The organism is Chryseobacterium sp. WG14 (assembly GCF_024586945.1).
GTDB lineage: Bacteria > Bacteroidota > Bacteroidia > Flavobacteriales > Weeksellaceae > Chryseobacterium.
In genome coordinates, this window is record NZ_JALCZD010000009.1 from 190,196 (window position 1) to 204,457 (window position 14,262).

Below are 14,262 nucleotides of genomic sequence, written 5' to 3' on the forward strand. Positions count from 1 at the left end.
AAATATTGGATAAAAAAGGAATTTTACTGGTAAATCTTGGATCTCCAAAGTCTACAGCGGTAAACGATGTAAAAGAATATCTTGATGAATTTTTGATGGATGAAAGGGTAATTGATTACCGTTGGATCTTTAGAGCCCTTCTTGTTCGTGGGATTATTTTAAACACAAGACCTGCAAAATCTGCTGAAGCTTATAAAACAGTTTGGACAGATAAAGGGTCTCCTCTTATCGTTATTACTGAACAGATTCAGAAGAAACTTCAGAAAGTGGTAGATGTTCCTGTAGAAATCGGAATGCGATATGCTGAACCGAGTATTGAAACCGGTATTCAGAAGTTAGTGGATCAGGGGGTTTCTGAAATTGTTCTTTTCCCACTGTACCCTCAATATGCTATGAGTACAACCGAAACAGTCATTGAAAAGGCAGAAGAGGTAAGAAAAAAGAAATTCCCAAAAGTAAAGATCAATTATATCCAGCCTTTCTATAACAGGGATATTTATATCAACTGTCTTGCGGAGAGTATTAAAGAAAAGCTTCCTGAAAACTTTGATGCACTGCAGTTTTCTTATCATGGCGTTCCTGAAAGGCATATCTATAAAACAGATCCGTCCAAAACCTGTAAAATTGATGACGCCAACTGTATCAACAGTCAGGTAGACACTCACAACGCGTATTGCTACAGACATCAGTGTTATAAAACCACTGAAGCTGTGATTGCTAAGATGGGCCTTCCAAAAGAAAAAACTATTGTTTCTTTCCAGTCAAGACTGGGAAAAGACAAATGGATTGAGCCCTATACGGATGAAACCCTGGAAACTATTCCGAAAAAAGGAGTAAAAAACCTTGCAGTGGTTTGTCCTGCTTTTGTTTCAGATTGCCTTGAGACTTTAGAGGAAATTTCCGTGGAAGGAAAAGAGCAGTTCATGCATGGCGGGGGTGAAAATTTCCACTATATTCCATGTCTGAATGATGAAGACCGGTGGATCGAAGTGGTAAAAACACTTTGCGAAGAAAAACTTAATGATTTCTATTTGGTATAATCTCACTTCAATAAAAATATAGAAAAGGCCACAAGCAAATTGCTTGTGGCCTTTTTTAATCGACTATACTAAGGATTATTTTTTAATCAGATTTCCTGCATTCTGACCATTCACGGTTACAACGTATACACCAGGCAGGATATTAGGAAGTTGTATATTTATTCTGTTTTCTCCGTCAGTAAGATTCACTTTTTCAGAAAGCTCTCTTTTACCTGTTAAACTCACTACTTCTACCACTCCATTTCCGGCTTTCGCTTCAAATTCCACCATAAACCTGTCTGTGGCAGGATTCGGGCTGATTTTATATGGAGAAACTTTTGATGCAGAAGCAATAAGTCCTGCCGGAGAAGTGCCTCCTCCAACACCTACGGCATTCCAGGCATTGGTAACCTGTGTTACTTCATTACTTCCTGCTCCATATAAATCTGCCGCTGCCTGCAAAGAATACGTTCTTGCATTGGCATACGTAGAAGTAGACGTAAGATAAGTAGTCAATGTTCTGTAAGCAACTGCCCCTGCCTTATCCAATCCGATTGCAGAAACATTATAAGCAAACCCCTTGTCATTAGTTCCCGTTCCACCATTTACTAATAAATAATACCAGAAATTAAGAACTCCTGAATTTGTGTGAACTCCACATTGATCATTTAAGTTACTAGGCTTTCTACATCCTGAAACTGAAGCATCTTTCCAGTAAGTTCCCATATAGGTATCCGGTTGATTGTAAGCATTAGGGTTGGCCATATCTCTGATTGGATAATTGAAATCTTCTCCTACCTTCCAGCTTGCCTGTGCAGGTCTTGCCCAGAGCTCTATTGTATTACCAAAAACATCAGAAAAACCTTCATTTAATGCTCCTGATTCTCTCTGATACACCAGGTTTGCCGTTTTCTCAGTCATACCATGAGTGATTTCATGTCCACAAACATCAATAGCTGTTAATGGCATGTTCCCGTTTCGGGAATCTCCATCCCCATAAAGCATTCTTGATCCATCCCAATAAGCATTGAATAAATTCAGTTTGTAATGTACATATGATTTTATTGCAAAATTATTATTGTCAATACTCTTTCTGCCATATTTTGTGAAATAATAATCCAGTGTCATTTCAGCACCCCAATGAGCATCAGTAGCATATTGATCTTTATTAGTATTAACATTATTCCATGCATTATCAGTATCTGTAAAATCTACAGCTGCTGAAAAGTCAATTCCTTTATTCAAATTATAAGTTTCCACTGCGGTTCCACCATTTCTTCCAGTTTCTCTTAATCTATAGCTTCCGTTATAAGAATCAGCTATGATATTACGATTTCCGCTATAAACGGTTGTGCCTGTTCCCGGGGTATTTATCTCATGGATGATTGCATTTGTTCCTAATATCTCACCGTTCTTAGCATCTACAAAAACATATTGTCTGCTTTCAGGCTTTTCTGCATAGATATCAAATTTATAAGCAAGCTTTACATCGGATAATTTTTCATCAAAAGGATTAGAGTAATAAACAAGCTCTCCTTTCGGGGCAAAAGTAGCATTAGGATCATTTGATTCTTTTTTAAGAAACTCTTCCTCTTCTTTATTCTGCCATTTATAAGATTCAGCTCCTACAAATGACAATGCATTTTGCAGAGCTACAGCTTCAGAAACATTGGCTTTTTTCGCTATACCGGCAGGAACTTTAAGAATCCATTTTCCAGTTTCACCTACAATTTTACCTCCTTTAGTCTGTACGGCCATCATTCCGTATTCTACAGGAATTCCGTCAATTGTTTGTTGAAATCTATGGGTTTCAAAGCCCAATGCATCTTTTTCTAATCCAAGTTTGCGGGCTTGTCCCGATGAAAGCCTTTGAGAGGCTTCATCAAATAAAACAGGCTGGCCTTTAAAATCGGGGCCATTTTTATCAAATCGCATAAATTCTGCGTGTAATCCGCTTTTACCCGGAAGTAATTTTGATGGTGTGTTTTGTCCAAAAACAAAAGAGCAGGCAGCAACGCTTGCCACTAAAATAAACTTTGTTCTCATAATAATATCTGTTAAATACAGGAACGAATTTATATATTTTCAACAACAAAAAGACATATTTAATAATTAAAATACAATTCATATTGCGAAATATTAAATAAAATACAATTGTGATTTTATGAAAAAAGGAATTAATTAAAGATAATTTTATCATTAAGAAATATTTTAATTGATAATATTAATACAAATCAAAATTTTGTGAATTAAAACTTTAATTATGCACTACATTGTATTTTGCACCTCAAATAGACCCCTATTTTCTTAAAACTCAGCATTCATGAGGTTTTACAAAAAAATAGGCTATCTCATCAGAGACAGCCTATTTTTTTAAATATATTAGAGATTATTTTTTAATCAGGTTTCCTGCATTCTGACCATTCACGGTTACAACGTATACACCAGGCAGGATATTAGAAGGAAGTTGTATATTTATTCTGTTTTCTCCGTCAGTAAGATTCACTTTTTCAGAAAGCTCTCTCTTACCTGTTAAACTCACTACTTCTACCACTCCATTTCCGGCTTTCGTTTCAAATTCCACCATAAACCTGTCTGTGGCAGGATTCGGGCTGATTTTATATGGAGAAACTTTTGATGCTGAGGCAATAAGTCCTGCAGAAGAAGTACCTCCTCCAACACCTACAGCATTCCAGGCATTGGTAACCTGTGTTACTTCATTACTTCCTGCTCCATATAAATCTGCTGCTGCCTGCAAAGAATACGTTCTCGCATTGGCATACGTAGATGTTGAAGTTAAATAGGAAGTCAACGTTCTGTAAGCAACTGCACCTGCTTTATCCAACCCGATTCCGGAAACATTATAAGCAAATCCATTATCATTGGTTCCTGAACCTCCTGTTACTAATAAATAATACCAGAAGTTAAGGACTCCTGAATTCGTGTGGACACCACAATAATCGTTTGTTGTTTGTCCCGGTACAGCACAGCCTGTAGTGGTAGCATCTTTCCAGTATTTTCCTTTATAAGTATCCGGCTGGCTATATGCATTAGGATTCGCCATATCTCTGATCACATAGCTAAAGTCTTCTCCTAAAGTCCAGCTGGCCTGGGTAGGTCTTGCCCAGCGTTCGATAGAATTTCCAAAGATATCGGAGAATCCTTCATTTAATGCTCCCGGTTCTCTCTGATACACAAGATTAGCTGTTTTAGAAGTCATTCCGTGAGTGATTTCATGACCACAAACATCAATCGCAGTTAACGGTTTACCTCCATTAGTAGTGGAACTTCCATCCCCATAAGTCATTCTGGAACCATCCCAGAAAGCATTGAAATAATTGGTTGAATAATGAACATAGGATTTGATCGCAAAATTATTGTTGTCAATACTTTTTCTTCCAAATTTTGTATATAGATAATCTAAAGTCATTTCTGCTCCCCAATGGGCATCTGTAGCATACTGATCTTTATTCGTGTTAACATTATTCCATACATTATCAGTATCTGTAAAATCTACAGCTGATGAATAACTGGTCCCTTTTTTCAAATTATAGGTTTCTACAGCTGTTCCTGCATTTCTTCCGGTTTCTCTTAATCTGTAGCTTCCATTGTAAGAGTCAGCTACGATATTCCGATTTCCGCTGTAACCGGTAGTAGCCGTTCCCGGAGTATTTACTTCATGGATGATGGCATCTACGCCTAACACTTTTCCATTCTTAGCATCTACAAAAACATATTGCCTGCTCAATGGTTTCTCTGAATAGATGTCAAATTTGTATGCTAATACTAAATCATTCAGCTTTTCATCAGTAGGATCTGAATAATATACCAATTCACCTTTCGGGGCATAGCTGGCATTAGGATCATTTGAATCTTTTTTAAGAAAATCTTCCTCTTCTTTATTCTGCCACTTATAAGCGTCTGCTCCTACAAATGACAATGCACTTTGTAATGCTATATTTTCGGAGATATTTGCTTTTTTCTCAATTTTTTCAGGGACTTTAAGAATCCATTTTCCTGATTCTCCAACAATTTTGCCTCCTTTAGTCTGTACGGCCATCATTCCGTATTCCACAGGAATATCATTTACGGTTTGTTGAAATCTGTGGGTTTCAAATCCCAGGGCATCTTTTTCAAGTCCCAGTTTGCGGGCCTGTCCCGATGAAAGCCTTTGAGAAGTTTCATCAAATAAAACCGGACCTCCCTGAAAAGTGGGTGCGTTTTTATCAAACCTCATAAATTCTGCGTGTAATCCGCTTTTACCCGGAACTAATTTTGATGGTGTGTTTTGCCCAAAAACAAAAGAGCAGGCAGCAACGCTTGCTACTAAAATAAACTTTGTCTTCATAATAATTTTTGTTAGTGTGAAAAACGAATTTATAAATTTTCATCAATAAAATGATTAATTTAATGAATAAAATTCAATAGATACTATAAATCGATTAATAAAACACAATAATGATTTTATAAAAAAAGGAATTAATTAAAGATAATTTTATGATTAAAAAAGGTTTTAATTAATAATATTAACACAAATCAAATTTTTGTGAATTAAAATTTTAATTATGTGTTACATTGTATTTTACCGCTCAAATAATCTAGTATTTTTCAGAGAAATCAGTATTCATACGGCTTTACAAAAAATAGGCTATCTCATCGGGAGACAGCCTATTTTTTTAATATACTGGATTATTTTTAATTCTCAAAAAAGTAAAGATTCTTTACCGTTTATTTCCAATTGGAGTTCTAAATTCTCCATACCCCATCAGACCATCATAGTTTCTTCCGAATGGAGCATAATATAAAAATGCCTGATACAGGTTTTCTGTCTGCCAGAAATTTCCGTTTATTTCTCCAAAATTTAGAGATCCGTCACTTTCTTTAGTTGCCAGAACATAGTTATAAAATCCTTGCTTCAGAAAAATTTTAGCTACATATTGTTTACTGGCGGCATCATACTGCATCTGATTTTCTTTGCCCGGCTTATATCCGTTAAATCCTCCAAGAATATAAATGTCTTTGTCTACAGGATCAGAATCCAAAGAAAAATATACCCATGAATAGTCTGCTTCTCTTTCAGCATCTCTTTCTCTTCCTAAGTCATTTCTTCTGTAATACCACGCTCCGTTTACGTCGGGCTGATATTGATAATTTAAAGGGAAAGCCCAAACCGGATGCAAATACGTCTGGTTTACGCCGTCTTTTATTTCTACAGTACGAACCATATCCGCAGGGGTATTCATATTTTTATTATCGAAATAATAAAATTCATTATCTCCCGGAAAACTGAGGTTCATCTGCTGAAAAAGCAACTGATTTCCTAAAACAGTACTTGCTTTCAAATTCGAAATGGTCGTATTTGGGTTGTTATTCTGCATCACATTCAGTGTCATAGAATTAACATTGGAAGAAAGATCACCGCCGCTGGGCACTGCTTTTACCTCTACTCTTTGATTGATATTAGGTTTTTTGGCATCTGCTATTCTTGAAATATTGAGAGCTAATGAAGCGGCATCTTCTACCAGATAAAAACGTCTTTTGAAAAGTGGTTTATCTGCAGAGTCTTTATAAACAATCAGCTCAAAGTTACCTGAAATTTTCGCTTGTATTTTATCATTGGGAAAAGTCAGTTTATAGTGAGTATAAGCCTGTAATGTATTAAAAGAATACTGGAACTGATCAAGAAGGCCATTCATGCTTCCTGTGGCAAACTCTGTAAAAAACAGGTTATCGTCATTCCAGTTTCTGTCGTAATGTTTGATCGTGTATCGATAAATTTCACTGGCATTGGTAAGGTCATCAAAAGTTAACACCAGTTTTTCATCTGAATTAAATTTAATGACAGGAGTTTCGTCATTCGTTTGTGGGTTGAATAATTGGATACTCTGGATATTTTGTCCATACACCAATCCGCCCAAAGAGAGTAAAAGTATTCGCAAAGTTTTCATTATGACGAAGATAACGAAAAATCGGCATTTTCTTAATAATATCGTATTTTTGAAATAAAAATATTCGGATATGCTTCAGATTCAGGGTTTCGTTTTCAATTTTGCGAGCGAAAATACATATATTGTCTACAACGAAAATAAAAACGCCTGGCTTATTGATCCGGGAAATATGAACGGACAGGAAACTCAGGCCATTGAAAAATTCATCACAGAAAATGGCTTACAAATTCAGAAAATCCTTCTGACTCATGCTCACATTGATCATGTTTTGGGACTTCAGTGGGCTTCTGACACATTTAAAGTACCGGTTAATATGCACAAAGAAGACCAGGAGGTTTTGGATATGCTTCAGGCAAGCGGATTAAGATTCGGAATGAGTATAGATCCTGTAAAAGTAGAGATAAACTATGTAAAAGAAGGTGACGAGCTGGATCTTGATGGAGAAAAGTTTAAGATCTATCATGTTCCGGGGCATTCTCCGGGAAGTGTAGTGTATCACAATGAAAATCAGAAGTTCATGATTTCAGGTGATGTTCTTTTTGAAGGCAGCATTGGAAGAACAGATTTATACAAAGGAAATTATGAGCAGCTTATCGACGGTATCAGAACTAAGCTTTTTGTTTTACATGATGATACTCAGGTATTTTCCGGACATGGAAACCCTACTTCAATCGGTTTTGAAAAGCAGTATAATCCATTTTTTAATTAGATGGGTACGGTATTCGGGTCAGCGGGTACAAACATCTGCCCGGTCTGTGAGAGCCTATAAAAAAAAGAAACCGCCAGAAAAATCCTGACGGTTTCACGTTATAAAGAAATAGAGTTTAAAAATCTAAAGTAACGGATGCCCTGGCTGCAGCTCCCATAATAGGTCTGGCCATGATAATACCGTCACCTGTTGGTGAGCCGGCTCTAGGATCTCCTTCTGTAATTCCAATAGTGTTAAAAATATTGGTCCCATCTACAGCAAAACGAATTTTCCCTAGCTGGTAAGACATTCCTGCTCCAAATTCTGAGAAAGAAGGTAACGTCTGAACATTTAATTCATCCTGAAATCTTTTACCATAGTAATTCATGCTTACATAGGCTCTCCAGGATTTTGTAATATTGACTGCAGGAGCAATATTAAAATAAAATTTAGGCATTCTTCTTACGGTATTCCCTTCCAAAAGGCTTCCTGCTTCCAGGTTTTTATATTTAGGATTCTGAATAGTTCCGTTAAATGTAACTTCCAGAATATTATTAAATAAGCGGGCATACCCTTCTAATTCAACCCCATAGTTTTCTGTATTGGCAAAAGTGTTTTCAGACTTCCCGCTAGAAAAGATATCTGTAAAGGAAAGGTTCTTCAATGTAGAATAGAACGGAATTACCGCCACATCAAAAGTACGGGAGTAATATTTATATCCGACCTCCAGCTGATTGGTTAATACTGATTTTAAAGGTTTATCAGGGGCTGGATTGGAAAAGTAATTATAATAAGCTTCCTCATTGGGTGATCTGAAACCGTTAGAGAAACGGGCATAGACTGCATTTTCTCGGTTGATCTTATAATTGGCCGCTAATGTGAAAGACACCTTATCTATATTGTAGTTCCAATATGTAAATTTATTTCCTAATACACTCATGTTATCATCAGCCGTAGTCGTTGCAAAGCTATGAGTTCCATCTGTCGTCAATCCTGAGTTATTTAAATTAGATGTTGTCGTATTGGCAAAACTACCCTTATAAAAATCGTGACTGTAACGGATACCTCCATTCAGGCTCAGTGCTTCTGTCACATTATAATCCACATTTAAATACAGATCATTTAAGCTCCCTTGCGTCTGGGTATCTCTCTGCAGGAAAGTCATATCTGTAACCCCATTATAGGTTTTAGAATATCCTGTATCTGAAGGATTGAGTGAAGGGTCTACAAGATTCAGCAGCTGGGGGCGGTCTGTAGCTGTAGCCAAAATATTGCTCCAGTTCCAGTATTGATGAGACTTCCAGTTAGATTTATAAAAACCTGCTGTTAGATTTCCTTTGTCAAATTTATAATTAAGCTGTAAGTCATTTACAAAATTATTCATCTGCTTGTCAATGGCCCAGAATCCTAACTTTTGAACATACGCAGGATCAACAACTGCTCCATTACTCACAAGAGAATACTGATAACTGGACATCCCCATCTCCTTTGCAAACTCAGAAGTTGTCTTTGGACTTCCGGCAGGGAAAATCCCTGTATAATTCATATTGATATTGGTATATCTCGTCTTATTTAAAACACTGAAATTATTTCCCAGATCATATTTGAATTCAGCCCCTACTACATCCACTTTCGGGTGAATTCCATCTTCCAGATTTCTATTAAAAAATCCTCCTCCGGCCTGAGGGATATTCAACTGACTGATTGCCCTGTAGCTATAGGTTCCGTAGTTAGGATCAAAGCCCGGAAATTCTTTTAAGGTATTCCCGTCCTGAATCAGAGGAATTGGGAGATAAAATGTATTTCTGTCGTCCAGTTTTTTATAATATACTTTCACATATCCTTTATCAAAGACATATTTCAGATTCATCCTGATCTGGCCTCCATTATTGGCTTTGAAACCGGTTTTTCTGATTCCGTCATCCGTTCTGTAGAAACCTCCTATGTTGAAGAACAATTGATCCTTCACCAATGCTCCTCCCACATTGAGGTCTGTACGCATTAATCCGTAAGTACTGGTTTCAATTTTCGCTGTTCCTTTAAAATCGTTGGTTCCTTCTTTAGTAATAAAGTTGATCAGTCCTCCGGGAGAATTATTGGCATAGATAGAACCTGACCCTCCTCTTAAAGCTTCCAGGCGTCCTACAGTATTATCTACACGGAAAAAATTATCAGCATTGGCAAATTGAAGCGCCCCATCTTCAAAAACCGGAAGACCATCCTCCTGTACCTGCACAAATTCATAAGCTCCCGCAGAAGGGATTCCTCTTGCAAAAAGGTTATTGCCTACCTCACCACCGGAGGTTTCTACTGCAAACCCGGGAACTCTTTGCAGCAAAGCAGCAGCACTGATAGGATTCTGTTTTTGAATTTCCTTAGCACTGAAAGTAGAAATCGCGGTACTGGATTCTATTTTTTTCTTTGGATTAGAATTTCCGGTAATAACGATCTGGTCGATGGAAGAGACTTTCGCGGAGTCCTGCGGTGTTTCCTGAGCATACACATTATTGAAGTACAATGTAGCTGTGGCGGCAATTAAAAAGATTGATTTATTTTTCATAGCCCTATTTTTTTGTTGTTAGTTTCAGTTTTGTTGTAATTTTAAATACACTCCATTCGTCCAACCGAATCCATCCTGATTGGGGTATTCCCCTCCGCCTGCAATTGTTTCTGTATCTAATGCATTGTATTTTTCCATAAGTTTTCCGGTATTGTTGTAGACTCTTTCTACATTCGAACACCAGTTATTTTTTATTTTTTCAGCCAGCTCATTACACCCATAATTCTTCATAGATTGAAAACCCAGCCACTGATAAGGAGCCCATGCATTGGGTAAATCCCATTGCTGTCCCGATTTTTTTGTTGTGGTAACCAACCCTCCCTGATACAGGAATTTTTCAGCAATAATTCTGGCAACTCCTTTCGCCTGTTCCCCATTTGCCAATCCCAGAAATAAAGGGTAAAGAGCAGCAATATGCTCAGACGGTGTTTTTGTGTTTTTTTTAGTATGATAATCCTTATACGTCTTCGCTTTTTCATCCCAGAAGTATTTATTGATCATCTGTCTTCGCGTTGCTGCTCTTTCAGTAAAATAATTTTCCTTTTCAGTTAGATTCTGAAGTGCTGAAGATTTTGCCAGTGTGGTTTCCAAATGCCATAAGAGGCAATTCAGATCTACCTGAGCAAGGTTCAGCGTTTCTATAGTCTGTATATGTTCTCCGTCTGCAAACCATCTGCTGGAAAAATCCCAGCCGGATTCACAGGCACTTCTTATATTTCTGTAAAATTCATCCCCGGAAGCATTTTCATGATCCTCAATATCGATCAGGTAACTTTCAGGACGTGGTGTATTTTCCGTATCATAATAACGGTTTAAAATATCACCATCCTTGGTTTTCACTACTCTTTTGATACATGAACCACTCTCCAGCTCTTCTTCACCATTCATCCAGAAAGCATATTCTTTTTCTAAAGTATCATGATATTGTATATAGATTTCATTATGATGGGTAGTTTCAAAAAGCAGATCCAGCATCAGCGAAAAATACGGAGGCTGGGAACGGCTTAAGAAATGAGTTCTGCTTGCATTCGGAACAAACCCTACATGCTGGATCAGATAAGCACAGTTTTCCACAATATTCTTCATCATTTCCACTCTCCCGGAAACCTGCAATCCAAGCATAATAAAATAGCTGTCCCAATAGAAAAACTCATTAAATCGCCCTCCAGGAACAATATAAGGTTTTGGTAATTTCAAGAGGGTTCCTTTTTCTTCATAGGCCGTACGGGTCAGTTCGTCCCATAATTTTTCAATATGCTCTTCAATAGGAAGATGATGTTCTCTCTGAACAGAAATTTTTGCCCCTAGAAAATCAAAATGGGCCATCACAAAATCTTTCAGTATAAAATCTTCAGCTTTTTTTGCCTCTTCATACTTTTTATTGATTTCATTGATCAGAAATAATGGAACCGCATCGGTCATCATTTTTTGATCTTCAAAAATCTTAGCCTTCTGTACCTCATCAAAAAGAGTCTGAATTTCCTTGATGTAAAGTTGATTACTCATTTTATTTTTTAGGATTTATTTTTAATTTATTCATGAAAATGGCTGACGTGATCAGGAGTGAAAGCGGAATTAATGAAAGGTAAAATGCCTGCTGCCCACTAAATTCCTGAAACACAAAACCGGTAATAATTGAGCCTATAGTTCCTCCGATTGCTGAAAACACAACAATAAGTCCGGACATGGCACTGTGTAAGTATTTCGGTATGGAAGCTAAAATCACTGAATTAATACTGGGATAAATAGGAGCCAGCAAACCACCCATTAACGGGAACAGATACACCACAAGAGGTGCATTCAGCCAATTAGTATCGGTACCAATATGAATATGATGGGTTAATGGCAATACCAAAAGTAAACTTACGGCAAAGCCAATTACGCAAAATGAAACAACATAAATCCAGCTGAACTTTTTCGAGAAGAAACCTGATAAAAACCTTCCCAAAGCAAAAGCCCCGGCTAAAACAGCTCCCGCCTGAATGCTCATTGAAGTTGGCACCTTTAAGATTTCTTTATAAAAAGTAGGTGTCCATGTCTGAAAACTCTGTTCTACCAACACAAAAAGGAAGGCACATAGTAAAAAGAACAATACTTTTTTATAACTGAATAAACTTGCACTGTTTTTTAAGTCGCCTATCAGATCTGTTTTATCACTTTTTGTCTCCTTCTCGTTCAGTTTTGAAAAGAATAAAAACAAAAATGAAAGTGTAGAAAGCGCTCCTAAAACCCAGTACACATTAAGCCAACGGGTAGATTTAGGATTATGATCATCAATATATAAACTGAACAGAAGATTTCCTGCCAGTACTCCAATCATAAAAAAGCCTTCCAGAAATCCCATAAAACTGGAATGTTCCTTATCGGTTTCTGTAACCAGTCCAATAGACGTAAAAACTGATATTTTAATAAGGGCAAAAGAAATCCCTACAATGGCAAATAATACTTTAAAGATCCAAAAACCACTGGCAAAAGGCATTACAAAACACATGCAGCTCACCATAAATAAAGCAGCCAGCATTGAGTTTTTGATCCCTATTTTCGGAAGAAATGAAGCCAGGATAAATGAACAAATGGCAATCGGAAGATCTTTAAACCCTTCCAGGATACTGGCAGACGATTTTGAAATTCCAAAATTCTGCTGAACCTGGAGAATAACTGTTCCCACAGAATTCAAAAGAATTGCGAAAACAAAATAATTTAAAAATAATACAGCCTTTATATTGAAATTTTTCATTCAGATCATTTCTTGTCGGCTAAGATAGAAGCATTTGTGTTAACGATAATTTAACACAGTAAATCAATATTTGAACAATATTAATATAATTAGTATTTTTAATGATTAAATATGATTAATTAAATGAAAGTTACTTTTGAAAGAGTCATTCCCAATGAGAAAAGCTCGTTCCGTACTATTCATAATAATTCCCCTATTTCGGAATTCAAATGGGAATATCATTATCATCCCGAAATTGAGCTGGTCTGTGTAATTTCCGGGAACGGAACCCGCCATGTGGGTTATCATAAAAGTAATTATACCCATGGAGATCTCGTTCTTATCGGATCCAATATTCCCCATTCTGGATTTGGTTTAAATTCCATTGATCCCCATGAAGAAATTGTACTTCAGTTTAAAGAAGAAATTCTTCAGTTCCCTGAACAGGAAGTAGAAGCCAGATCTATTAAAAACTTACTGGAACTTTCGAAATATGGCATTCACTTTCATCACAAAGTAAAAAAAGCAGTGCTTCCAAAACTTAAACTCATGCTTGAGTCTGATGGTTACAAAAGATATTTAATACTTCTTGATATTCTTTTCGAACTCTCTACATGTAAAGACTATGAGCTTTTAAATAAGGAAATCATGCCTTACACCATCATTTCAAAGAATAAAACCCGACTGGAAAATATTTTCACCTATGTAGAGCATCATTATGATAAAGAAATTAATATTGAAGAAGTAGCAAAACTGGCGAACCTTACTTTACCGGCCTTTTGCAATTTCTTTAAAAAAGCAACTCAGATCACTTTTACAGAATTTGTAAACCGATACCGGATTAATAAAGCCTGTCTTTTGATGGCTCAGGATAAAACCATTTCAGAATGCAGCTATAGCTGTGGTTTTAATAATGTGACCTACTTCAACAGGATGTTTAAAAAATACACAGGAAAAACACCTTCAGAGTTTATTAAGAACTATTCTCAAATAAGGTGAAATGTATAATAAAATTAATATTTTACAAACATAGGATGACAAATATTGCGCTTAGTTTACCCACATACTTTGTCATTCCGCAGGAATCCAAGCATAAAAATTCTCGCAGATTGAACTGTTGCTTGCGTTATAGGGTGATATAATTACGTTACTATCATTGTGCACCCGTTAAATCTGTGAGTGAAATAATAGCAGCACAATACACCTGAGAAATCTAAGAGTGAGTCGTCCTAAAATAGGTTGACACTAAATTAAACAATATTACTATCCGGAGGAATTATTCTTTCTCCGGATTTTTTATGCACCATATCTGGTGTTTTCATCTTAAGACT

The 14,262-nt window shown here is 36.6% G+C and carries 9 protein-coding genes; 3 read left to right on the top strand and 6 right to left on the bottom strand.

Going from position 1 to position 14,262, the window contains the following annotated elements:
- Positions 1–5 precede the first annotated feature (5 nt).
- On the top strand, positions 6–1,040 hold the full coding sequence (hemH, locus tag MP478_RS15950; RefSeq protein ID WP_257190889.1) for a ferrochelatase: 1,035 nt from the start codon (positions 6–8) through the stop codon (positions 1,038–1,040).
- A 75-nt stretch (positions 1,041–1,115) separates the two neighbouring features.
- Here the strand turns inward: hemH and MP478_RS15955 are convergent, their stop codons facing one another.
- From MP478_RS15955 to MP478_RS15965, 3 genes are all read right to left on the bottom strand, one after another.
- Positions 1,116–3,065, bottom strand: coding sequence for a M4 family metallopeptidase (locus MP478_RS15955; protein ID WP_257200968.1), 1,950 nt, complete (start codon positions 3,063–3,065; stop codon positions 1,116–1,118).
- A 343-nt stretch (positions 3,066–3,408) separates the two neighbouring features.
- Positions 3,409–5,367, bottom strand: a complete 1,959-nt coding sequence (locus MP478_RS15960; RefSeq protein ID WP_257200969.1) for a M4 family metallopeptidase — start codon at positions 5,365–5,367, stop codon at positions 3,409–3,411.
- Positions 5,368–5,740: 373 nt separating this feature from the next.
- Positions 5,741–6,967: a DUF5103 domain-containing protein gene (locus tag MP478_RS15965; RefSeq protein ID WP_257200970.1), complete on the bottom strand. Its 1,227-nt coding sequence runs from the start codon at positions 6,965–6,967 to the stop codon at positions 5,741–5,743.
- 70 nt (positions 6,968–7,037) lie between these two features.
- Between MP478_RS15965 and MP478_RS15970 the strand changes: the two genes are divergently transcribed.
- The gene (locus tag MP478_RS15970; RefSeq protein WP_257190893.1) at positions 7,038–7,676 is read left to right on the top strand and encodes an MBL fold metallo-hydrolase; all 639 of its coding nucleotides are present in this window, start codon (positions 7,038–7,040) and stop codon (positions 7,674–7,676) included.
- Positions 7,677–7,791: 115 nt separating this feature from the next.
- Here MP478_RS15970 and MP478_RS15975 read toward each other — a convergent pair whose 3' ends face one another.
- Genes MP478_RS15975 through MP478_RS15985 form a run of 3 tightly spaced genes read right to left on the bottom strand, consistent with a single transcriptional unit; the run spans position 7,792 to position 12,952 of the window.
- Positions 7,792–10,215: a TonB-dependent receptor gene (locus MP478_RS15975; RefSeq protein ID WP_257200971.1), complete on the bottom strand. Its 2,424-nt coding sequence runs from the start codon at positions 10,213–10,215 to the stop codon at positions 7,792–7,794.
- Positions 10,216–10,239: 24 nt separating this feature from the next.
- On the bottom strand, positions 10,240–11,721 hold the full coding sequence (locus tag MP478_RS15980) for a trehalase family glycosidase (protein WP_257200972.1): 1,482 nt from the start codon (positions 11,719–11,721) through the stop codon (positions 10,240–10,242).
- Between the two features lies 1 nt (position 11,722).
- On the bottom strand, positions 11,723–12,952 hold the full coding sequence (locus tag MP478_RS15985; protein WP_257190896.1) for a sugar MFS transporter: 1,230 nt from the start codon (positions 12,950–12,952) through the stop codon (positions 11,723–11,725).
- 123 nt (positions 12,953–13,075) lie between these two features.
- On the opposite strand from MP478_RS15985, the gene MP478_RS15990 reads away from it, so the two are divergent.
- A complete protein-coding gene (locus MP478_RS15990) occupies positions 13,076–13,930 on the top strand; it encodes an AraC family transcriptional regulator (protein ID WP_257190897.1) in 855 nt (284 codons plus the stop codon).
- Positions 13,931–14,262 lie beyond the last annotated feature (332 nt).